Here is a 22,225-nt window from a genome sequence, read left to right as displayed (position 1 = left end):
TCAGCAAAACGAAATATAAAAAACAGCTTTGCAAAACTCTGTGGCATCATTCTATCCTTCACACCTTATGGCGAAGAAGGCATTAGGCAAAGGGCTCGGAGCACTCATCAAAAAACAAGATAATCCAACCCCGATAGCATCTAACAGCGCGAACAACGTAGCGAAAGCAAATGATGCACCCGGCACCCGCGACAACGAAGTACGACTCGTACCTATCGACTCCGTAGTCCCCTCCCCCCTGCAGCCACGTAAACATTTCACAGACGGTCAGCTGGATGACCTGATGGATTCCATCCGTCAGCACGGCATCATCCAGCCACTCATCACCCGTGAGGTAAACGGCAAGCTCGAGCTCATCGCAGGTGAGCGCCGCTGGAGAGCCTCTAACCGACTCAAGCTGACTGAAGTTCCCGTCATCATCCGCACGGCTTCCGACCGTGACGTACTGGAAATGGCTCTCATTGAGAACCTCCAGCGTGAAGACCTCAACCCGATCGAGGAAGCTGCTGGTTACGTTCGCCTCGCCAAGGAGTTCGACATGAAGCAGGATGAGATTGCTACCAGAGTGGGTAAATCCCGCGCCAGCGTAGCAAACGCCATGCGCCTGCTTGACCTACACTCAGACGTCCAAAACATGGTCGCCCACGGCCGCCTCACCGTAGGACACGCAAAAGCTATTCTTGCCCTCAAAGAGGACAAGGAGCAGCTGCTCGCCGCAGACCAGATCATCAAGAAGAAGCTCACCGTACGTGCGGCTGAAAAACTCACCCAGGATTTCAACAAGCAGAAGACCACCAGTAAGACTACCAACGCTGGTGGTGCCTCCTCTGAGGAAGTGGCGCTCATTGGTAAGATCCAGACTCAGCTTCAGCAGGACTTCTCTACGCGTATCAATATTCACCACACTCCGAAGAAAGGTCGCATCGAGATCGAATACTACGGCAACGAGGATCTTAACCGCATCCTTGAGCTGCTCGGCGTATCCCTTAACGACTTCTAATCACATCTGTTAGAACGGTGACCATCCGACTAGCCACTCTTCTCTGTGCAAGTGCAGTGATCTTTTCATCCTGTAAGGATGCTGCGCCGGACACCCCTGCTCCAACATCCTCTGTAGATCTACTGGTTAGTTCTCAGAAATGGGACTTTGGCTCCAAAGCATACGGTCATACCGAAAAAATCCTGAGTTTCGGGCCGCGGCCAGTAGAGTCCGCGGCTCTTGCCAGTACCCGCGCTTATATCATCGCTGAGCTCAAGAAGCATGGCTGGACTTGTATTGAACAGCCCTTCCAAACCTCCACCCCACTGGGTCAGAAAACTTTCACGAATGTCATCGCCCGCTACGCACCGGATGGGACATCCCGCACTTGGAGCAAACCAGTCAAAGGTGTTCTCGCTGCCCACATCGACAGCAAGCTACAAACCAACTTCCTCGGTGCAGACGATGCAGCCTCTTGTGCCGGGGCCATCCTAGAGATCGCCGAGTACCTGCATAAGCATCACCCGGACCAAGCGTCCAAGATGGAGCTCGTCTTCTTTGATGGAGAAGAAGCTCTCAAAGGCGGCATCGAATACCTGGAACAACAAGGACAACAAGACGGACTCTACGGCAGTGATTACTACTCCAAACGTGTAGCCTCGAGCGCCTCAAGACAGACAGCGCCTTATCCCAAACTTCCTGAGTTCGGAATCCTACTGGACATGATCGGCCACAAAGACCTCAAGATCGCCATTCCATCAGACACCCCAAAGAAGCTCAAACAATCCTACGAGAAAGCGCGCACCCGCTTCGAGCTACAGGATTCCTTCACCTATGCGGACCGCTTTATCCTGGATGACCACGTTCCCATGAACCTTTATGGCATCCCGACCATAGACCTGATCGGAGATTTCAGCTCCAGCGATTGGTGGCACACCGAAAAAGACAATCTGGACATCATTTCCCGCAACAGCCTCGCTACCAGCATTCAAGTAGCACTCAGCATTGCCTCCGACCACCTCTAGCCCCCACCCTCACTGAAAAAAACAGCCGAAAACATCATTTTTAGGTTGTCAAATCCCCCCACTCACACTACACAACGCGCACCGCAACGCGGTAAACAAACAAATCAAAACGGCTCATTAGCTCAGTTGGTAGAGCAACGGATTGAAAATCCGTGTGTCCTTGGTTCGAATCCGAGATGAGCCACCATTCACCCGAGATCTGCACGCAGACCTCGGGTGAGTTGTTTTTAGGGTCTACACCAAAGTTTGAGGACAGGGCATTTTGTGATTCATTGTTTGTTAGTTTATCCGCATTGGGCGATGACCCGCAGCCGATAGATACTGAGGAAGACGTAGATTTCCTTACACAGGCCCAGCCTTGCAACGCCCCTTTGCTACCCGCAAAACCATGCCCCCCCCCACCAGCCACATGGCAACTCACGTCACGAGAGCGCAACGTACTCACCACCTCATTGACTTCAGAGAGAGTTAGGGAATCAACCAGCGTCACCATTTTGTTAGAAGTATATTCTTATCCAGAACAATGAACTTCGTGCCAGCACTCTACCCGAAAGCCACCCACGACATTGCAAAATCTCACTCAATTTATACGGGCACCCTCCGCCACCTCACACAATAGACCTGCTAGAATTAACTTGACCCTTATAGATTGGAAATTATGATCTTACGTTGATAACCCCCATTAATTTCATTACCCCCATGAAACTCCAAACGATCGTCGCGTGTGTATGCTCCTCATTCGTCTTTGCCCTCGGCCTGCAATCTACCGCAGCTGAGGAAAAGCCAGTCACCACGCTCATCACCAATGCCAAGATTTTCAACGGTGTTGACGAAGAGCTCATCACCGGAAAATCCATCCTCATTGAGGATAATAAGATCGCAAAGATCGCTGCTAACATCACGGCCCCGGAGGGGGGCTCGGTGATCGATGCCGGAGGACGGATTTTAACCCCAGGCTTCATCGACACGCACGCTCACATGATGTTTCAGATGTCCTTTGGGCAGGCAGCCACGGCAGACGAGGAATACATCGCCTACGTCGCTACTCAGACCGCAGAGACTTACCTGATGATGGGCTTCACGACCGTACGCGACGTCGGTGGTGATTCGTTCTCGCTGAAGAAGGCTATCGACCAGGGGATCCTGAAAGGACCACGCATCTTTCCAAGCGGGCCGATGATATCTCAAACCTCTGGCCACTCCGACCACCGAACCGACGCCCAGGATGCGCGTCCGCTCTTCAATGAACCAAGCGTTTACATGAAATATGGTCACGTGGCCGTGGCCGATGGCGTCCCCGAGGTCCTCACCGTCGTCCGCGAGGCTCTTCGCCGTGGGGCCACCCAGATAAAAATCTGTACAGGAGGGGGGACTGGCTCTTACGCCGACCCTCTTGATGTTGAGCAATTCACGGATGAAGAAATCCAGGCGGCAGTCCAAGCGGCAACCCACTGGAACACCTATGTCACCTCCCATTGCTACAATGCAGAAGGAATTATTCGGGCCGTCGAGAACGGTGTAAAGTGCATCGAGCACGGAAACCTCATGAACGAGAAAGCCATGCGGGTGATGAAGGAGAAGAACATCTGGCTTTCACCCCAGGTCATCGTATACACCTTTCATCCGGACGGCTATACCGACGATCAAAAGGCAAAGCACGACGAGGCCTACGCCGGCATCGACACCATGTTCAAGGTCGCCAAGAAGATCGGTTTCAACAACATCAGCTTCGGGTCGGACATCATTACTTCCCCCAAGATGCTCAAGAGAGTTCCCGAGGAGTTCGAGCTGCGCACTAAGTGGTTCACACCCGCAGAGATTCTCATGCAAGCTACCTCAAAGTCCGGCGAGCTCTTAATGATGGCTGGACCACGAAACCGTTATGGAAAGCTCGGTGTCATCGAGGAAGGCGCCTTGGCTGACCTGCTTCTAATCAATGGTGACCCTTTCAAGAACATCTCCATTCTGACCAAGCCGGACGAATCGCTCGCCCTGATCATGAAAGACGGGAAGGTCTACAAGGACACCTTGAATGAATAAGGCAAATTGTCAGTGAGAAGCCTCCCCCACCATTTGAATTCAAACTCAGCCAATTGATGACTTTATGAATACACGTTTTGCTAAAATACTTTTGCCAATCGCCGGATTGGTCAGTTTTGCTGTCTCTGCAATTGCGCAGACCTCCGTTCCTGACGTTGAGGCCTCTGACCCTCAAAGCTCATTCACCCTGATCACCAACGTCAGAATCTTCGACGGAAAAAGCGATGAACTCACTCCGTCGATGAGCGTGCTGATCGAAGGGAACAAGATCTCGAAGATCGCCAAGGTTATTCCCGCCCCAGATAAAGCAACGGTAATCAATGGCGAGGGCAGGACATTGACTCCGGGCTTCATCGATACACATGTTCATCTCATGTGGAATACCGGCATGGGTGAGTTTTTTGATTCTCCACCCGATTACCTCGCCGCACTCACATTAGTAGAAGCCAAGAACACACTCATGAGGGGGTTTACTACCGTGCGGGACACTGGTGGTGCCGTACTCGGCGTGAAGAAAGCCATTGACCAATGGATACCACATTGGACCCCGCATTTATGCCTCCGGAGCAGCCATCGGCATGACATCTGGACACGGCGATTACAGAACATTGAATGAACTGCCCCGACAGCTGGGAGGCGCAGCAGAGTCAATCTTGGAACGGATCGGTGGGACTGTATTTGCGGACGGGGTGCCAGAAGTCCTCACAGCAAGTCGCGATCAGATGCGGCGTGGATCTCATTTTCTAAAGATCTTCGTGGGCGGTGCGGTCAGCGGCTTGCGCGACCCGCTTGATATTATGGAGTACTCGTTCGAGGAGATTAAGGCGGCTGCCGATGAAGCCGACCGGTGGAATACCTATGTCGCAGCACATGCCTATACTGATCGAGCAACCCGCGTCGCTCTAGAAGCTGGAGTCTTGTCCATTGAACACGCCAATCTGCTTACCGAAGATACGATGAAACTGCTTGTCGAGAAAGGCGCTTATCTCTCCGCTCAAACAGGCTTTTTCTTGGCTCCGCCGCCGGAAAGTTTCAACAAGCAACAGAAGGAGCGACAGCAGATGGCGGCAGACGGTCTGGACAAGCAGATGAAACTAGCCAAGAAGCATAAAGCCAAAGTGCTGTTCGGCACTGACTTCGTTGGCTCTATGGAACTGAAAAAGCTTCAGGCCAATGAATTTACCAATCGCACAAAATGGTTCTCCAACGCTGAGATTTTGAGGCAGGCAACATCGATCAACTCAGAAATTCTGGAGTTATCTGGGCCACGCAATCCCTATCCGGGCAAGCTTGGCGTCATCGAGGAAGGCGCATATGCCGATCTTTTGCTCATCAACGGAAATCCGCTTGAAGATATTTCGATTTTAACCAAGCCGGACGAATCGCTCGCCCTGATCATGAAAGACGGGAAGGTTTACAAGAACACCGTGAATGAATAGGGCACCCATGAGCGAGTTAGACAAACCAACCGGTCATCGACTCGAGCTGAAATGGCTGCTTTTGCTGCAGGCCTTGTATTCAGTAGCTTCGATCACTTATCTGCTGATTAGCGGGTATCTCAAATCGTCCACTGGCACCGGCCTCAGCGCCGCCCCGGTGGTCTTCTCGCTCTCTGCCTTCGCCGTGTATTCCTGCTGCCTGTTTCTGCCCCGCTTTGGACACATCAAGTTCTACCGCATCGCCATGATCCCTGCCTTACTGATCTTTGGCGGTGGCGGCGTGATTGGAAATATCCTGTCCTTAGCGTTAGAGGGGCTCGCCCGATACGCCTCCCTAACGGCCTGGGGGGTTGGGGTAGCCATCAACACCTACGGAACTTTGCTCAACATCATCGCCGCATTCGGATGGTTTCGTTCTCCCAATCGCTGATTTGTCCAATCTGGATAACACTGGCGCTGGTGCTGGTGGCCAGCACTGCCACGGCTCAGGAGCCAACACCTAAGGAAACCTCGTGGGAGCAACTGCTGCCCGAGTCAGAGGAGCCCTTCGATGATCCTTTCGCAAAGCTCAGCGAAGAACAGTTGTTAGATCTTAGTCGGGTCGCGCGCTTCCGGCGTCTTCGAGAAAAGGATGCCATCCCCTCTGACGGAGCGACCGCGAAACAGGTCGAGACGATAATCGCAGAGTTCGCCGAAGTCGGCATCGACGTGGATTGGATTCTATCACAACGCGAGCGCGTAACCCGTAGACGGGAACGACGCATGACGCAGGTCGATGAGTCTTTGGTCGGGCAAGAGATTCGGATACCCGGCTACATGCTTCCGCTTCGTAGTGACGAGAGTGGGATCATGGAATTTCTTCTCGTTCCCTGGGTCGGCGCCTGCGTTCACACACCACCACCACCGCCAAATCAGATGATCCATGTGACCGTGCCAGGAGGCACCAAAGATCGTGGTCGTTTCGCAGCTCTCTGGCTCGAGGGGAAGCTTGAATTGAAGCCTGAGGAATACGACCTCTTCCTCGTCGATGGCAGTGCCCGGGTGAAGGTCTCCTTTTCCATGACCACCGATCGGCTCTCGGACTATTCACCCGATGACTCTGATATCCTTGCCAAAGTCGAAGCACCTGAGATCGGCGACGAGCACAGCTGGTTTGAGGCCCTCCAAATTCGGGTGGCGCTCATGTTCACCAAAACCATGACCTCGATCCGCGACAGGGATTCCTCCGGACCGTTGTGGTGGGGCTTGCTAGTTTCCTTTCTCTATGGACTTGTCCACACACTCGGACCCGGACACGGAAAGGCTGTGGTGATTTCCTACTTTGTCGGCGAAGGCGGAAGCCTGAAACGCGGCGTAACGATGGGCACCAGGATTGCAATTTTTCATGTTTTCTCAGCTGTCATGGTTGTCTGGCTTATGGACTTCGCCGTACGTCAAACGACGGGAGCCGCACCTTCAGACTATCGTGCGGTAAAACTCGCTAGCTACGCCTTCATCGCTGTGATCGGAGCTTGGATGTTGTGGAAAGCGCTACGTGCGTCGAAACATTCGCAGGACGATCACCATCACCATCACGATGGCTGCAAGACCTGCGCCGCCGTTGAGAAAAACCAAGGGGCAGCGGGCTGGCTCGCACTAGCCGTCGGCTCGGTTCCCTGCACCGGAGCACTGCTAGTTTTGCTCTTCGGCATGGCTAACAACCTTCTGGGTACCGCGATTCTTCTGGTGGCAGCCATTTCCGCCGGCATGGCGGTGGCGATGAGCGGTATCGGCGTACTGGCCCTGCTAGGACGGCAAGCCCTTGATCTCAAGACAAGCGAAGGAGTTACGAAACGCTTTTCCAGAAGAGCACGAATCGCAGGAGCCGCTGCTATCCTGATGATTGGCTGCACACTCTTCGTTCTCACTTGTACTACATTCGAAACCTTCAGATGATGTTCTATTGCGCCTTACTGGAAGCCTTCGTCAAACGTCCCGAAGCCCTTCCTACTGGGGCAAAATGGGCTGCCGTCATGAAACAAGTCCCCAGAGACGCCAACCGCTCCCTTGGCCCCGACGGCGCCACCAGCGACGACGACATAATTCTTGAGGAGACGTCTACAAATTAGGCACTATGTTCGAAGCTCTCTTATTGACCACCTCCAGTTGACCACCGCAGTTCTGTAAATGAGCCCAAACATAGGAACACTTTTTAGTCCATCTACCCTCAGAGCCGTTATTTCATCAAGGTTCGTTAAACTCCGGAAAGCTGGCATCAATTTGAAAATCCGTGTGTCCTTGGTTCGAATCCGAGATGAGCCACCATTCACCCGAGTTCTGCACGTAGACCTCGGGTGAGTTGTTTTTGGAGCTTATACCTTTTGGAGATCTAACGCTACTCACCTATGCCCACAAAAAAAGGCTGCTACGCATGAATCGTAGCAGCCTTGGAATTGTTGAGTTAAGCAGGACTAGCGGGTCACTTCCAGCTTGAGCTGATCAATGCTGATGGTGTCCTGGGATCCGTTGCCCACGGTGCGGTCGGTGTCCTTCACTCGAATGTAGACGGTTCCACTGATATCCGCTGGAAGCATAGCAACCTGCGCGGTATTATCATCCGAGGTCTTGGTCACGGTGATCACGTCGGTAAAGACGATACCATCCGTAGAGTACCCGAAGACGAAGTCATCACCCTCATTATTGGAACTATGGTAGGCTTCCACACTCAGCTCCACCAGGGCACCAGCTGCTCCGATGTCGAAGCTCCAGGTGTGCTCCAAGCTGGAGACTCGTGTACTGGGCTTGCCTGAAGTCTTCTCCTCCTGAAGCACTTCATACACATTGTTAGAGCTTACCGTATCCAAGTAGTTTCCTGAGAACAGGAGCCCTGAAACAACCAGCTCGGCATCACTGCTATAGGTGCTAACCACATCAGCAACATCAATCACGGTGATATCCACCAAGGCCGTGTCCGTGAGTCCACCTCCATCGGTGACACTGACCGTCAGCAAGTAGGAAGTAGTCACCTCGTAGTCGAGGGCAGCAGCGGTGGTAATCTCACCTGTCGTGCTATCGATGGAGAAAGCTCCTCCAACGTTACCACTGGTGATAGCATAGCTTGCACTGTCGCCCGCATCCACATCACTTGAGGTCACGGCGACCACAGCGCTACCTACTGCAGCATCTTCAGAGACAGATCCGCTTACATCATTGGCCACAGGAGCTTCGTTGACGTCATTGACGTTCACCGTGATGCTTGCTGTATCGCTAAGAAGGCCGGCATCCGTCACTTCCACGGTCAGCACGTACTGGCCAGCAGTCTCGTAATCGAGTGCAGTGGTGGTGGTGATTTCTCCAGTGCTGCCATTGATGGCAAACTCACCACCCGCATTACCTGCGGTAATGGCGTAGCTCAAGATATCCCCGGCATCCGCATCCGTCGCGGTGACTGTACCCACTAGGGCACCCGCTCCATTCTCGTCTACGGAGAAGCTAGCATCGCCAAGCACTGGAGCCGTGTTCATGCCATCCAGTTCCAGCTTAACATCATCCACACCAAACCATCCGCCGTTCGCGGCTACACTGACACGTTCGAAGCGCAGGAAGAGCTTATCTCCCTGTGCCAGACCGGCAGTGCTGAAGCTTTCGGTGTAGACATGGTCTGTCTTGGAATCATCAATGCTCCAGCTGTCACCATCCGTAACCACTGCCTGTGGTCCACCGATGATACTTGTCGCTGTGGCAGCGGTCTGCCCGGCTAGGATATCGTAGGTCGCATTCAACTGGCGGCCAGCGGTGGCAGTTTCGGTGACCATCACCACAGACATCGTGTAGTTGGCGTTACCGACCTGAATACCATTACTGGTGATACTCGTTCCGTCCACATTACTAATCCAAAGACGCGTGCCTCCGAAATTAGTGGTGCTAAAGGTACGAGTAGCATTGGATGCCGTATTGCTGGCTACCCAGTTTCCAGTCACGACACCTCCCACGGAGAAGTCGGATGGGTTCTCGATATCGTAGTCCTCGAAGTCATCGGAGTACACCACGCCACTGGTAGCGACCATGATCTCTAGTGTAGCCTGCGCAGAGCCGCCGTTACCATCTGCGGCTTCTACCTCGAAGCTGTTTAGCCCTTCATCTCCATCACCTGGAGTACCGGACAATGTACCGTCTGAGGCGACGCTCAGCCATGCTGGACCGCTTACTTTGGAATAGGTCACGGTGTCTGCCGTGTCCGGATCCGTAGCCTCACCATCTAGGGTGCCACTGTATTCGGCATAAAGAATCGCGTTATCTCCAGTGATAGGATCATTGGCAAAAACAGGATCCTCATTCACATCGTTTACAGTTACAGCAATGGTCGCGCTGTCACTCAGTCCGCCTGCATCCGTAGAACTAACAGTCAGGCTGTAGCCAGCGGTGCTTTCGAAGTCGAGCTCCGTAGCAGTGGTAATTTCACCCGTGCTGGCATTGATAGAGAATTCCCCGCCAGCATTACCTGCCGTGATAGCATAGGTGAGTGTATCTCCGGCATCAGGGTCGCTGGCAGCCACTGTAAGCACGGTGCTACCCACAGCAGCATCTTCATTGATACTACCACTGCCATTACTGGCAACAGGAGCTTCATTCACATCGCTCACAGTCACATTCACAGCCGCTGTGTCGGATAATCCTCCGGCATCGGTCACGCTCACCGTGAGTGTATAACTACTATTAGACTCATGATCTAGCGAAGCAGCCGTGGTGATCACTCCTGTGGAACTGTTTACGAGGAATGCACCGCCCGTATTCCCGCCAGTAATGGAGTAGCTCAGGGTATCCCCGGCATCCGAGTCACTGGCAGAAACGGTAGTCACTGTGGAGCCAACGGTCGCATCTTCAGCAATGCTACCACTGCCGTTTGCTGCTGTCGGAGCCTCGTTCACATCAATCACGCTGACACTAACGGAAACGGTATCGGAGAGACCTCCTGCGTCTGTTGCCGTCACGGCAAGCTGATAATTACTGGCCACCTCGTAGTTCAGCACGGCATTGGTGCTGACCGCGCCGGTGTTACCATCGATCGTAAAGGCGGAGCCCGTATTACCCGCAGTAATGACGTAAGTAACGCTGTCTCCAGCATCAGGGTCAGTGGATGTCACAGTGGCCACAGTAGTGCCTACGGCACTGTTCTCTGCCACACTGCCACTCGCTTCGACAGCTGTTGGGGCCTCATTCACATTCGTAACGTCCACGGTGATAAGCGCCGTATCTGTCAGACCGCCAGCATCCGTCACGGTGACCGTAAAGCCGTAGCTGTTAGTCGTCTCGTAATCGAGTACCGTCGTAGTGGTAATTTCTCCAGTACTGCCATTGATGGCAAACTCACCACCCGCATTACCTGCGGTGATGGCGTAGCTCAGGGCATCTCCCGCATCAGGATCACTTGCTGCGACTGTTCCAGCAGAAATACCAGCGACTGCATTCTCAGCCACAGAGAATGTCTGGTCGTTCACTACAGGTGCGAGGTTAGAGACACTCACGCCTGTGATGCGCAGATTATCGATCATTGGCCCCTTGCTGCCAAGGGCTTCGAATCGTAGGGCCACGTCGCCTGGCACATTGAGCGCCAGCTCCACGGTTCTCCATGGCTTAGTGGAGAAATTAGGGTCCAATCCCACCATCTGTGTGGACCATACTTCTACCCAACCGCTGCCCGCATTATATTGCACGCTGAACTCCGTGTTCGTGGAGGAAGAGAAAGCGGCGTAGTCGAAGCTGACTGTTCCAATACCGTGATCGGCCCCCGGAATGCTAACATCACAGATCGGGTTGGAAGAACTCAGTCCGAGGGTAAGTGTCTGCACTCCTGCCGGAGGAATGTCCGTCCTGTTCCAGATCTTCACATCGGTCACCTCCGTCCAAGTCACCCCGTCGTTATCCACTACGGTACCGACGCTGCCAGTGCCACCGCTCGGGAAGCCTGTGAAGCCGTCAGCAACTTCAAAGCTGGTGTCCACTAACACAGGCTCAGCATTCACTGAATTACCTAACAAACCCTCTGTATAGATATCACTGACTTCCGGGCCAGAGAGCTCTCTCTCCCACACAGCAAAGTCATCATAAGCCGCCTCAATATTCTCAGAAGTACCATTGTAGATTGCGCCGATAGATACCGTTCTTTGCAGGGAAGCCACATCATAGAGGCTCTCAGACTGTGTGCCGAACTGGGCACCATCGATGTAGAGCGTGGTTTGACCCGCACCGTTGTTGATCACAGCCACGTGGTGCCACTGGCCGTCGTTGAGGTTCGTGTCAAACACGACTGCCCCCCCTGTGCTACCATCATAGACAGGCTGAAGGTCACCATTATAGTAACGCATGAAATACGCGCCGCCTATATCGTAGACCTTCTCTCCACTGTTCTGTGTGGAGCTCGTATTCAGCCAGAAGGATACGGATACTCCGCCGGATCTGGGCTTCTTCACAGGGCTTGCTATGTAAGAACGCAGTGCATCGTCAGCCCCGCTAAGATCAATCGCATCACCAATTACACCTGCGATGGTTGACGGGGTATTGATCACTTGGAAATCCTGCGCTGGCAGCGCGGTATCATCATAGGTGTGGATGGTGCCGTTGGCTGTCTGTACATCAGAGTCATCCATGGAAAGATGAAGCACCATGCCAGATGCCAAGGAGTTCGCAGCGGTGCTGAATTTCCATACACCGCCACCAATGATGGTGGAGCCGTCCACCTCGTCGATCCTCCAGAAGTAATTCTTGGAAAGGTCCAGCGTACCAGGATCAAAACTGGTCGCACTTTGGCGGCCCTGATACTCTGGAGAGGCAGTGGTGGCATTGGCCACAGCAGCTGCATCAGTACCGAAGTACACATCGTGCTGGTAGCTGCTGTTACCGGCAAGCCAGGAGAGTACGGTACCGTTCACCGCTATGTTCAGGGAATCATTTGCAGGGAAAACCGGAGCTGCCGGCACTTCACCCGCATCGTGCAAGGCCTGTACTTCTGAAAGGCTGAGAGCCTTGGTATATACTTGAGCCTCGTCTAGGGCTACTGCAGCGTCGCCGCCCAGCTTCAAGTCCTCACGTCCATTGAAAATGAAAAGGTCTGCAGGCAGGCTAGCCGCTGTCCCCACTTCTTGGCCGTTGAGGTAAAGGCGCAGGGTGTTGTCGGAACGGTTGATCACCATCGCCGCATGGTACCAGGCATCACTCACCAGAGCGCCGCTGGATACCGTCTGCCAGCCGATGTCTCCATCCCAGGCTCGTACGGTGGCGGAGAGTCCACTTGGGCTGGCCACCAGATGGTAGCCGAAGAAGCCCGGATTTCGCTTGCTCATCAGGATGGCCGTGTCGCCGGAATTATCCAGCTTGAACCAGCATGTCGCCGTGAAGCTCTGATCCATAGGGTCAAAGAAATTACTCGCTGCATTTTCTAACGGATAGTAAGTCTCAGGCTCCGCAATCAGGTCTGTAGCATCAGCTACGATGTAACTACCTCTGTCCAGCTGCAGGGCCTTGCCCACAGGACCATCAATGGTGTTCGCGCCGAAGTCGACACCGACTAGGTAGCCGTCATGCCCATGGCCACTGCCATCCGCTGCGTTTGTTCCAGAGGTCTCCTCCATTGCCCAGTGAGCCGCAAGCCCCTGGTTGATTACCTCGATATGGATCAGCCCCTGGGTGTAAAGGCCTGCTGTATCCTGTACTTCGTAGACAATCACGTCCTTGCCCACATAAGCGGCAGCAGGAGTGTAGGTCAGCATTCCGCCGGACTCGGTCACGGTACCACCTTGCACGGTATTAGCGGTATAGTACTTGAGAGAAATAGCATCGCCGTTGGCATCCCAGTCATTGGCCAGTGGGTCGATGTTTACCGCGGTATTCACCGCGGTAGAGGCGAGATCCAGAAAAGCACGCGGGTGCATGTTCGTCGCGTAGGAAGGTGTAAGCTGCAGATCACCTTCATCAATCTCCTGCTGCCTCTTTGTTAGAATACGCATGGTATTCATCTCACCGTGAGCCGGGTGAGAGCCAGACATGGTGTCCTTACCATAGTAGTAGTGCTGAGCGCGCCAGTTGTGAGCTACCTCGTGGTAGAGGGCATTTACTGCCACGGCCTCGCCGCCCGGATTATAGAAATTGTTACCACTAGCGTAGCCACCCGCAAAGGTGAAGCCAGAGGGGAAGAAACTGCAAATATAACCACGCTCATTTTGCCCTTGGGCAAGCCACTCGGACCTCAGCATGGAACTGAACTGACCGGCATTTCCGCTGGTTGGAGTATAGAACTGTTCCTTCCGAATGATCACCTCGCTAAGCTCCATGTTGAGTTTGGCGTCCCTCGTATTGAAGAAATCGTGAACGTTCCACTGGTACTCGATGTAAACCAGCGTCTCATCCACGGATCCCTTGTACTGGGAGCTCGGCACATCATACACACCGTGCGCTTTATAGAGACCTACTGGAGGAAGCAAAGCCCCAGCCGGAGCACTACCAGTAGCTAAGGGAGCCGGAGGCGGTGTGATGGATGTACCGTTGCCGATCTCCGTGGTCACATCTATGTTCGCCACCGTCCAGATACGACCGGCACCATTGTGCACCGTGGCATGCAATTCATTACTTGTATCCACGATAGCCGTCACCAGCTCGTTCGGGTTTTCCGTGACGTAGCCACGGTACGTACGTACGGGCATTGCGGGATTCTGGGCCGTGTGTTCTTCCACGTAGCCATTCACCGTATCCCAGGACTGCACCCTGAAGTTGGCCGATCTCACTGAATGCTTATGCAGGTTCAGCTCTACGATCTGCCCTCCCCCCTTATCAACGTTGACAACAAAAGACTCGGGGAGCTGAGCCTTGGCTGTATTCCAAATTCCTGTCAGAGTAAGCAGAGCTATCCAACACAAGAGATAGCCCCTCCTACTACTAGGTGGGTTTAGTGTGTTTTTCATGTTAGTGTGTGGGTTTCCCCTACCGAGCCAAGAAACTCAGATAGGTCATAACTCTCACTATAAACACATATACCCCACTCAGGCTAAACACCTTCACATGGACTAAACTATAAACCAGTTATCACACGTTTATAAATTATAACAAAACCACTTGAGTTCATCTTATTACACAAGAAACACTAACACAACAGATCACCCCTGCTTTAAGAGTCATTGTTGATTGTATTACCCATACAGCGAGGAGTTACCACGAGCACCCTCTATGAGAGCAACACAACTGATCTACTGATCAAACAGCCGCATCATAGAAACTCTCCACAGCAATAGCAACATCCCCCTTCGCCTTGCGGCGAAGCCAGAAGAGATCATTTCTTGCTGTGATAAGAGCCTCTCTCAGCTGCTCTCCCAGCGCAGACTCTAGCTTGTCCACTCCCAAGGCACAGCTTTTTAGAATATCCAGGATTTCACAGCGAACATTGTCCCCAGACACATCGATAATCTCCACGAGAAAGGGTATCACGGGAACAGCAGCTGAGCGGATGCCGCCACTACATAGCAGGCGCCAGACATCTTGGCTGGCACGCATGGCCCTGGCCTCTTTACGGGATGCCAGATCCTGGAGCAATTTGTCCAGACGCTCCGCCTTGCCGGTGGAAACTTCATAATCCCCCCAGCGCACTTCTCTCAGCCGCATCCATAAAGCATCTGCCATAGCTGCATTTCCCGCAGACTCCTCACCAGCATTCAAGTCATTTCGCGATGCGGCAAAGCGATTATTGAACTGCCTGCCGATTTCCCTTACCACCCCGACATGCCTATCGAACGTCAAGAAACCAAGCAACGCATGAGCCGCATCGTCAAACACAACGGCACCATCTATCTCTGTGGCCAAGTCTGCGCAGACGCCAGCAAAGACATCCGCGAACAAACCCAGACCATGCTGGACAAAGTGGATGCCCTCCTGCTCCAGGCTGGCTCAGACCGCCAGAACATGCTCAGCGCCACGGTCTACTTGCGAGACATGAAAGACTTCGCCGCCATGAACGAGGTCTGGGACGCTTGGGTACCTGAGGGTCACGCTCCTGCCCGCGCCTGCGTGGAAGCCCGCATGGCCCGCCCGGAACTCTTGGTAGAGGTCTCTGTGATTGCAGCCGAGATCGCTTAATCCTGCCGCTTATCCACCTATCAAATAATAGCCTGATACCAATTCCCGTTTTTCCACGTACCCTTGGGTATGAGTCTATTAAGAAAAATCCCCACCCTACTCGTAGTCTCCACCACGCTCTGCTACGCCCAGCCGCAGAAACAAGTACAGAAGGAAGAGTACGACTTCAACTTCGACGGCCACTTGGACTACCGCGTCAAGGTCATGGAAAACGGCAAGGCAGACCGCTACGACGTCTACATCTTTGACCCTGACACCAATGAGTACCACAAAGACCAGGTACTTACTTTCTCGGTCAATCCTTTACCCTATGCGAAGAAAAAACAAGTGCGTTGCTTCTGGTCCGGCGGCCACGGAAGTGCCATCTTCTCCGCTACAGTCTACGGCTGGAATGGCACACAGTTCAAATTCTCTCACTCCGAGCGGCAGGAAGCCGTCAACATCGGCGGCAGATCCATCTACATTCTCACCAAAGCAGTCCTACAAGACGGCGTTCCCCTCATCCGCAGCATAGAGTTCGTGCAAGACCCCTGGAATAATAAGTAACTCTGCTAGCTGGTACTGTGATGGCTGTTCACAGTTTATACTCAGCTTATTCACAGAGTTATTGTCAGCTTATTCACTAATTACCCACAGCTTGCACACCTACTTATGCACATGAGTTTCAGCTCTATATGAGCTAGCAGACTGGTTTGCAATGGAGGGAAAGAAAGCCAATCCAGAGTACGCCTGAAAGAGAGGCATGATACATCGAACCCACTTGCTTGTGGGACCTAAGCCTCATGCATAGCAGAAGGCCGAATTTTGCATTGGCAATTCTGGAGAGTACCGCTAGTTTTTCAGCATGAACCAAGCAAGAGCTTTCACCCTCCTCTCCTCTGCTGCCGCCGTGTGTCTCATCTCTTCCTGCGGTAACTCACCAGAAGAAATCAGACTCGCCGACGGCACCGTTAGCGCCGCGCACGCTGGTACGTCTGCTGAACTCTATGCCGAAGGCTATGCTTATGAACAAGCTGGTAAAACTACCAAAGCCATCAAGCACTACGAGTCCTTGGCAAACCAATACCCACTCGCCAAAGAGGCCGCCGAAGCTCGCTACCGTCAGGCAGACCTGCTCTATCAGACTGGCGACCTCGTTAAATCGTTCAAAGCCTTTCAAGATTTCATCACCTCCTACCATGGCACTCGCCACTACAGTGATGCCTTGGCCAAACAAGAAGCAGTCGCTCATTCCGCAGCCACAGGTGAACTCAAACACAATTTCCTTGGACTCAAATCCAGTGTAGCAGCCACGACCGCTGAAGAGATGCTGATCAAAGTAAGGGACAACGCCCCTTATGGCGCCTCAGCACCGAAAGCCCAATTTGCTATCGGCGATCTCTGGCAGCGAAGAGGCAACGAGGAAAAAGCCATCAAAGCTTATCAGGAAGTCCAGTTGCGCTACCCCAAGAGCAGCCTTGCTCCTGAAGCTCTTTTCCGTGCTGGCACCATGTTGATGAATGAAGCGGATGAGGGCAACCAGAACCAGGCCAACCTGGATCAAGCGCGCAGCGTCTTCATTGACCTTCGCCAGCTCTACCCTGGCTCCAAGCAAGCCAAGGCAGCCAAGAGCAAGCTGGCGCAACTTGGCTCCCAGGATTTACAACGCAGCTATGACATTGCTGAATTTTACCGTGGTAAAAAGCAGTACGCATCCGCTGCCTTCTACTACCGTGAAGTCATCAAGAAGACAAAGTCTGGCACCGAGCTCAACAAGCTTGCGAAACAACGCCTCGCCGAGGTTTCCCAATAAACTAGCAGAGTCATGATCCTGAGAATTCTTGCCTCTCTGGCCATTCTACTGACCTTCAGCTCATGTGCCGGCTATCGCCTAGGTAACAGCAAACCGGCTCACCTGCAGGAAGTACGTACCATTAGCGTACCCCTGTTTAAGAATGATACTCAGGAACAACGCCTCGCGGTGCTCGCTACCAACTCATGCATCGACGCCATCACCAGGGATGGTTCCTATCGTATCGGCTCCAATGGTAGCTCTGATGCCACTCTCTACGCCACCATTTCCAAACTCGATTACGATGAGTTCCGCTCACAACGTCTCGACACCCTCAAACCTGAGGAACTGGAGATGACCATTTACATCGACTGGCAGCTCAAGTCACCTGAGGGCAAGGTCTTGGCCTCAGGTCGCGACCACGGGGAGACCAAGTTCTTCGTAGATGCTAACTTGCAGCTCTCCAGAGAAAACTCACTTCCGGATGCAGTCAAAAACGCTACGGAAAAAATGGCCTCCCGTCTGGCTAACGGCTTCTAGCGCATTTCGCTCCACCCCTGAAATCCGCTGACTACAAACGACTATGGTCACTTTCGTACCCACACCCATCGGCAACCGTGACGACATCACCCGCCGAGCTATCGATACCCTGCTAGAGGCAGACCTGATCACTTGTGAGGACACCCGTCATTCACGTCCGCTGCTAGAGCATTACGGTGTCGCTAAACCTGTCGTGGCCCTGCACGATCACAATGAGGCTAAGAAAGTACCTGAGCTAATAGAGAAAGCCAAAGAAGGGGCCAAGATCGCGGTGATCACAGATGCTGGCATGCCTGCCGTATCTGACCCAGGCTACCGCCTGCTCACTGCCTGCATCGAACACGAAGTCGAATACACCGTCCTTCCGGGTCCGTCAGCCGTCCTTACGGCACTTGTCGGCTCAGGTTTTCCTGTACACGCCTTCTACTTTGGAGGATTCCTCCCGGTGAAGAAGGGCAAACGCGGCAAGGCTCTCTTAGCGGCCTGCGAAGCGGAGCATACCTCTCTCTTTTTCGAGTCTCCTCACCGTATCCTCTCCACTCTGGAGATTCTGGCCAAAGAAAAACCAGACCAGCGTGTCTGTGTGGCCAGAGAGCTCACCAAGAAATTCGAGACGTATCACCGCGGCAGCGCCCAGGAGCTTTTCGAGCACTTCAGCCACCACAAAGCCAAGGGGGAGATCGTCTTTCTCATCGCTCCGTCCAGCTAAACCTGCGCTTCTAGCTTGCATCCTCGGCGCTACCATTCTTAATCACCCGAAGTGTTATCTTTCTCTACATGCTGGAACAACTCCCGCCACACCTGTGGCGAGGAAATGATCGATGAAATTGTCGAAATGGGCTTCACCAACATCGAGCTCTCGCACGGCATGATGATCACCAAGCTACCCGGCCTGCAGAGCGCCTTCAAGGCAGGCAAGTTTAACTGCTGTGGCGTGCACAACTACTTCCCTTCCCCCGTGGAGGTCATGATCGATGCGCCTGACGCCTACGAGTATACCTCCCACCGCCCCTACGATCGCAAACGGGCGATGGAACTCACACTCAAGACTCTCGATGTAGCCGCCCAGTTCGAGGCCGACTACATGGTGCTCCACATGGGATCCGTCCCCATGAATCCTGCCCGCTGGACCAAGAAGCTCACCGCCATGGTCGAGGAGGAGCAAGACGAGACAAAGAAGTACGAAAGACTCAAAGCCAAGTTCATCAAGAGACGTGCCAAGAAAGGTAAACTCTACTACAGCCGAGCCATCGAGGCACTCGAGCAAATCGCCGAGAAAGCTGCTGAACTGGGTGTTAGACTCGCTGTCGAGTCTCGCTCCCGCTACGAGGACATGCCCACAGAGACTGAGATGATCGCTCTCCAAGAGCACTTCAAGGACAATCCTTGGGTTGGCTATTGGCATGATTTCGGACACGTCCAACTGAAGCACAACATCCATCTGCTAGACCACAAGGAATGGCTGGCAACTATGGAGCCCTACCTGATCGGCTGCCACGTGCACGACGTCTACCCACCGAAACGCGATCACCGCGTCCCACTCACCGGAGAACTGGATTTTAAATCTCTCCTCCAGCACGTAGACCCCTCACTCCCGCACACCTGGGAACTCAGCCCATCCCGCGACAAGGAAGAAATCAAGCAGGCCCTTGAAGTCTGGAAAGCTGCTTTTCCTGAGACTTTGTAACTATCATTCCATGATCTCAGGAAATGCTCATAGCTTACCAATCAAGAAGAAGTGGTAACCTGAGCTTAAAATTACCAACATACGCAGAAAACTACATGCGCGTCATGCGGCTTCCAATACAAAGCATGCACCAAATTGTGAATATCGCGCTCACATCTCTGTAAGTAGCTAAAATTTTCCCGAGAGAAACAGGAAATGACATCCGATACCAATATTGATTTAGCCAGCATTTGAAGATGCCTACTTCTCTCAAGATCTAAGGCATAATTATAGATATCCCAATCCTCATTATAAACTTCCCAATCTAGAAATAGCTCAACTCCATCTAGATTGTTCTTTGTCGGGCAATGCTGAATAATCTCAAATATCTCAGTTAGATTCCTGACCGATTCATTCGATGATGTAGGATGGATATTATTCAGTAGATTCAACACACAACCATACCAGACCTTAGTTTCGGTTAGAATCTTACCACCATATACCCCTTCATCTGCTAATTTACTCACATTACTCACCCACCCAACTTCGGGAGAATAATTGTCCATCATCCGGCTTACGTGGGAATTTTTGACCCAATAGATGTATCTGTCAGCCCCCATACTCTATAGAACTTATCACGCAGTTTACTGAGACTATCAAATAAAGATCAAGTCTCGATAAATCTCACAGTAGCAGCTTAGCCAAGCTGAGAATACACTCTACTTCTTCCCTATCTGCTTCTCGTCTTCGTAGAAGGTGATCTTGTAGCTGACCGCTTTTTCGTGAAAGCCCTCTGGCACGGGAATCAGGCAAGAACCTAGCATCGTTTTTTCACCAGCGGCTAGTCCCTCTTTACTGAAACTCCCCTGTCCGGCGCAACCGATGAGCTCACCTGACTCACTGAAAAACGCCACGTAGTAATGGCAGTGCATCGGCTTATCAGCGGTGTTCTTAATGTCTATATTGGCATTGATGATCTTTTTACCGAAGAAATCGGAAAGATAGAACTTACAGGTTCCCTTCACCACCTTACCCACTTCCACTTGGACCACCTTGTCCTTGTCGAAGCCATTGCTCTCTTGGAGCACACACTTGCCCTCCTTGGTCTGCACTTCGGCAGCAGAGACCATTGAGAATAGCGACACTGCTGCACAGGCAGCAAAAAATGATTTCATCATAGTGCACCCTGCTTAGCAGAGGCTTCCAAGGATGCCAACAATTTGTCGTGCACGCCACCGAAACCACCATTGCTGAGTACTGCCACGACATCACCTTCCTCTGCTAGTTCGGTGACTTTGGCAACAATCTCATCCACGGTGTGAAGGAACCACCCGTGGGTCCCCTGAGCCTCAATATCTGCAATCAGCTTCTCTGGACTGAGTCGGTCACTCTCTGCCACCTTCTCAGGATTGGGCACTGCAGCCACAATCGCCAGATCAGCGCGAGACAGGGCATCTGCCAGCTCATTCTGGAAAACATTTCTCCTGGTTGTGTTAGAGCGCGGTTCGAAAATCACCCAGAGACGCTTGGGATCGTATTTCTGCCTGATGGCATCCGCTGCCTGCTGGATCGCTGTTGGGTGGTGCGCAAAGTCATCGACCACCTTAACCCCGCGCGCTTCGCCACGAAGTTCCTGCCTACGGGCGATACCCTCAAAGCCAAGCAAGCCTACACGAACCTCATCCGGAGTCAGACCAGCAAAGAGTGCCGAGCATACAGCCATGGCTGCATTTCTCACATTAAACTCACCAGACATTGGAATCGAGTAACGTTCGCCCTCAAGAGTGAAGCTACTGGTCACTCCCTCGTAGGCGACATCCTTGATTTGGATATCACAGCTATCAGCTAGACCAACGGTCGTCATTGGAGCGGGAGCCCCCTGAGCAACATCGAGACTATTCGGACAGTCTCCATTGACAAAAGCCATGCCATTGCGTGGGACGATGTTCAGCAGTCGGCGGAAAGTCAGCTTGATCTCATCAAGTGAGTTGTAAATATCCGCATGATCGAACTCGATGTTGTTCACCACCACGACTTCCGGCAGGTAGTGCAGGAACTTGGAACGTTTGTCGAAGAAGGCCGTATCGTACTCATCACCTTCCAGCACCACAAAATCGGAATCCGTGAAGCGCGCGCCCTGCCCCATATTACGTGGAATACCACCAATCATGTGGCTGGGATTCTTTCCGGCCGATTCAAAAATCCAAGTAAGAATGGAGGTCGTGGTAGTCTTCCCATGGGTGCCACTGACTACAAAATTGCGCTTACCGCGGAGGAAGTGCTCCTTCAGCACCTCAGGTAAGGAAACGTAAAGCAATTTGCGATCCAGCGCGGCCTCTGCCTCTTCATTTCCTCGACTGATGGCATTGCCGATCACGATGACGTCGGCATCCTCAGGCAGATGCTCTGCCTTGAATCCGGAAGAAATCTCCACCCCCTGCTGCTCAAGAAAAGTAGACATGGGCGGGTACACGTTCTGGTCAGAACCTGTGACACGGTACCCCTTCGCCTTCATCGCAGCCGCCACTGAGCCCATGGCCGTGCCACAAACTCCCACAAAATGAAAATTCTTCTTCTCGCTCATCGTCTCGGATGCCCCATGACACGCAGCTTCAGGCGGCAAAGCAACACCAAAACGTCACATCCTGCCTACTGATCACGAATCTC

General features: G+C 52.8%; 18 protein-coding genes and 1 tRNA gene. 15 read left to right on the top strand and 4 right to left on the bottom strand.

Going from position 1 to position 22,225, the window contains the following annotated elements:
• Positions 1–67 precede the first annotated feature (67 nt).
• The 9 genes from BUB27_RS12615 (at position 68) to BUB27_RS18925 (ending at position 7,591) form a co-directional block, all read left to right on the top strand.
• The gene (locus tag BUB27_RS12615; protein ID WP_143184200.1) at positions 68–1,000 is read left to right on the top strand and encodes a ParB/RepB/Spo0J family partition protein; all 933 of its coding nucleotides are present in this window, start codon (positions 68–70) and stop codon (positions 998–1,000) included.
• Between the two features lie 17 nt (positions 1,001–1,017).
• Positions 1,018–2,004: a M28 family peptidase gene (locus BUB27_RS12610; RefSeq protein WP_159434951.1), complete on the top strand. Its 987-nt coding sequence runs from the start codon at positions 1,018–1,020 to the stop codon at positions 2,002–2,004.
• Between the two features lie 111 nt (positions 2,005–2,115).
• Positions 2,116–2,191 (top strand) — tRNA-Phe (locus BUB27_RS12605).
• Positions 2,192–2,703: 512 nt separating this feature from the next.
• Entirely contained in the window at positions 2,704–4,044 is a 1,341-nt protein-coding gene (locus BUB27_RS12600; protein ID WP_143184198.1) for a metal-dependent hydrolase family protein, read from the top strand.
• A 64-nt stretch (positions 4,045–4,108) separates the two neighbouring features.
• Positions 4,109–4,660, top strand: a complete 552-nt coding sequence (locus BUB27_RS19190; RefSeq protein WP_143184197.1) for an amidohydrolase family protein — start codon at positions 4,109–4,111, stop codon at positions 4,658–4,660.
• The gene (locus BUB27_RS12590; protein WP_143184196.1) at positions 4,623–5,483 is read left to right on the top strand and encodes an amidohydrolase family protein; all 861 of its coding nucleotides are present in this window, start codon (positions 4,623–4,625) and stop codon (positions 5,481–5,483) included. Before BUB27_RS19190 ends, BUB27_RS12590 begins: the two co-directional genes overlap by 38 nt.
• Positions 5,484–5,490: 7 nt before the next feature.
• A complete protein-coding gene (locus BUB27_RS12585; protein WP_143184195.1) occupies positions 5,491–5,913 on the top strand; it encodes a hypothetical protein in 423 nt (140 codons plus the stop codon).
• Positions 5,889–7,418, top strand: a complete 1,530-nt coding sequence (locus BUB27_RS12580) for a HoxN/HupN/NixA family nickel/cobalt transporter (RefSeq protein ID WP_143184194.1) — start codon at positions 5,889–5,891, stop codon at positions 7,416–7,418. Before BUB27_RS12585 ends, BUB27_RS12580 begins: the two co-directional genes overlap by 25 nt.
• Positions 7,415–7,591, top strand: coding sequence for a hypothetical protein (locus BUB27_RS18925; protein WP_159434950.1), 177 nt, complete (start codon positions 7,415–7,417; stop codon positions 7,589–7,591). The genes BUB27_RS12580 and BUB27_RS18925 overlap by 4 nt, the downstream gene beginning before the upstream one ends.
• Before the next feature lie 342 nt (positions 7,592–7,933).
• On the opposite strand, the gene BUB27_RS12575 is transcribed toward BUB27_RS18925, so the two are convergent.
• Positions 7,934–14,416, bottom strand: coding sequence for a cadherin domain-containing protein (locus BUB27_RS12575; protein WP_143184193.1), 6,483 nt, complete (start codon positions 14,414–14,416; stop codon positions 7,934–7,936).
• Between the two features lie 289 nt (positions 14,417–14,705).
• Positions 14,706–15,245 (bottom strand): hypothetical protein, encoded by a 540-nt coding sequence (locus BUB27_RS12570; RefSeq protein WP_143184192.1) that lies wholly within the window; start codon positions 15,243–15,245, stop codon positions 14,706–14,708.
• Between BUB27_RS12570 and BUB27_RS12565 the strand changes: the two genes are divergently transcribed.
• The 6 genes from BUB27_RS12565 (at position 15,228) to BUB27_RS12540 (ending at position 19,579) form a co-directional block, all read left to right on the top strand.
• Positions 15,228–15,581: a RidA family protein gene (locus tag BUB27_RS12565; RefSeq protein WP_143184191.1), complete on the top strand. Its 354-nt coding sequence runs from the start codon at positions 15,228–15,230 to the stop codon at positions 15,579–15,581. The genes BUB27_RS12570 and BUB27_RS12565 overlap by 18 nt on opposite strands.
• A gap of 69 nt (positions 15,582–15,650) precedes the next feature.
• On the top strand, positions 15,651–16,127 hold the full coding sequence (locus tag BUB27_RS12560) for an XAC2610-related protein (protein ID WP_143184190.1): 477 nt from the start codon (positions 15,651–15,653) through the stop codon (positions 16,125–16,127).
• A 298-nt stretch (positions 16,128–16,425) separates the two neighbouring features.
• Positions 16,426–17,373, top strand: coding sequence for an outer membrane protein assembly factor BamD (locus BUB27_RS12555; RefSeq protein ID WP_143184189.1), 948 nt, complete (start codon positions 16,426–16,428; stop codon positions 17,371–17,373).
• A 12-nt stretch (positions 17,374–17,385) separates the two neighbouring features.
• The gene (gene lptE, locus BUB27_RS12550) at positions 17,386–17,892 is read left to right on the top strand and encodes an LPS assembly lipoprotein LptE (protein ID WP_143184188.1); all 507 of its coding nucleotides are present in this window, start codon (positions 17,386–17,388) and stop codon (positions 17,890–17,892) included.
• 43 nt (positions 17,893–17,935) lie between these two features.
• The gene (gene rsmI, locus BUB27_RS12545; RefSeq protein ID WP_143184187.1) at positions 17,936–18,601 is read left to right on the top strand and encodes a 16S rRNA (cytidine(1402)-2'-O)-methyltransferase; all 666 of its coding nucleotides are present in this window, start codon (positions 17,936–17,938) and stop codon (positions 18,599–18,601) included.
• Between the two features lie 51 nt (positions 18,602–18,652).
• The gene (locus BUB27_RS12540; protein ID WP_143184186.1) at positions 18,653–19,579 is read left to right on the top strand and encodes a sugar phosphate isomerase/epimerase family protein; all 927 of its coding nucleotides are present in this window, start codon (positions 18,653–18,655) and stop codon (positions 19,577–19,579) included.
• Between the two features lie 698 nt (positions 19,580–20,277).
• Here the strand turns inward: BUB27_RS12540 and BUB27_RS12535 are convergent.
• Both BUB27_RS12535 and mpl read right to left on the bottom strand, forming a co-directional pair.
• A complete protein-coding gene (locus BUB27_RS12535; RefSeq protein ID WP_143184185.1) occupies positions 20,278–20,736 on the bottom strand; it encodes a hypothetical protein in 459 nt (152 codons plus the stop codon).
• Positions 20,733–22,142, bottom strand: coding sequence for a UDP-N-acetylmuramate:L-alanyl-gamma-D-glutamyl-meso-diaminopimelate ligase (gene mpl, locus BUB27_RS12530; protein WP_143184184.1), 1,410 nt, complete (start codon positions 22,140–22,142; stop codon positions 20,733–20,735). Before mpl ends, BUB27_RS12535 begins: the two co-directional genes overlap by 4 nt.
• Between the last annotated feature and the right edge of the window lie 83 nt (positions 22,143–22,225).

This window comes from Rubritalea squalenifaciens DSM 18772 (genome assembly GCF_900141815.1).
Taxonomy (GTDB): domain Bacteria; phylum Verrucomicrobiota; class Verrucomicrobiia; order Verrucomicrobiales; family Akkermansiaceae; genus Rubritalea; species Rubritalea squalenifaciens.
Note: the sequence above shows the minus strand (reverse complement) of the source record. Positions and strands in the feature narration are given on the sequence as shown.

Excerpts from the sequence above, each read along its gene's own strand:
- BUB27_RS12615 (WP_143184200.1), top strand. The coding sequence starts at position 68 with ATGGCGAAGAAGGCATTAGGCAAAGGGCTCGGAGCACTCATCAAAAAA.
- BUB27_RS12600 (WP_143184198.1), top strand. The coding sequence starts at position 2,704 with ATGAAACTCCAAACGATCGTCGCGTGTGTATGCTCCTCATTCGTCTTT.
- BUB27_RS19190 (WP_143184197.1), top strand. The coding sequence starts at position 4,109 with ATGAATACACGTTTTGCTAAAATACTTTTGCCAATCGCCGGATTGGTC.
- BUB27_RS12590 (WP_143184196.1), top strand. The coding sequence starts at position 4,623 with ATGACATCTGGACACGGCGATTACAGAACATTGAATGAACTGCCCCGA.
- BUB27_RS12585 (WP_143184195.1), top strand. The coding sequence starts at position 5,491 with ATGAGCGAGTTAGACAAACCAACCGGTCATCGACTCGAGCTGAAATGG.
- BUB27_RS12580 (WP_143184194.1), top strand. The coding sequence starts at position 5,889 with ATGGTTTCGTTCTCCCAATCGCTGATTTGTCCAATCTGGATAACACTG.
- BUB27_RS18925 (WP_159434950.1), top strand. The coding sequence starts at position 7,415 with ATGATGTTCTATTGCGCCTTACTGGAAGCCTTCGTCAAACGTCCCGAA.
- BUB27_RS12575 (WP_143184193.1), bottom strand. The coding sequence starts at position 14,416 with ATGAAAAACACACTAAACCCACCTAGTAGTAGGAGGGGCTATCTCTTG.
- BUB27_RS12565 (WP_143184191.1), top strand. The coding sequence starts at position 15,228 with ATGCCTATCGAACGTCAAGAAACCAAGCAACGCATGAGCCGCATCGTC.
- BUB27_RS12560 (WP_143184190.1), top strand. The coding sequence starts at position 15,651 with ATGAGTCTATTAAGAAAAATCCCCACCCTACTCGTAGTCTCCACCACG.
- BUB27_RS12555 (WP_143184189.1), top strand. The coding sequence starts at position 16,426 with ATGAACCAAGCAAGAGCTTTCACCCTCCTCTCCTCTGCTGCCGCCGTG.
- lptE (WP_143184188.1), top strand. The coding sequence starts at position 17,386 with ATGATCCTGAGAATTCTTGCCTCTCTGGCCATTCTACTGACCTTCAGC.
- rsmI (WP_143184187.1), top strand. The coding sequence starts at position 17,936 with ATGGTCACTTTCGTACCCACACCCATCGGCAACCGTGACGACATCACC.
- BUB27_RS12535 (WP_143184185.1), bottom strand. The coding sequence starts at position 20,736 with ATGATGAAATCATTTTTTGCTGCCTGTGCAGCAGTGTCGCTATTCTCA.
- mpl (WP_143184184.1), bottom strand. The coding sequence starts at position 22,142 with ATGAGCGAGAAGAAGAATTTTCATTTTGTGGGAGTTTGTGGCACGGCC.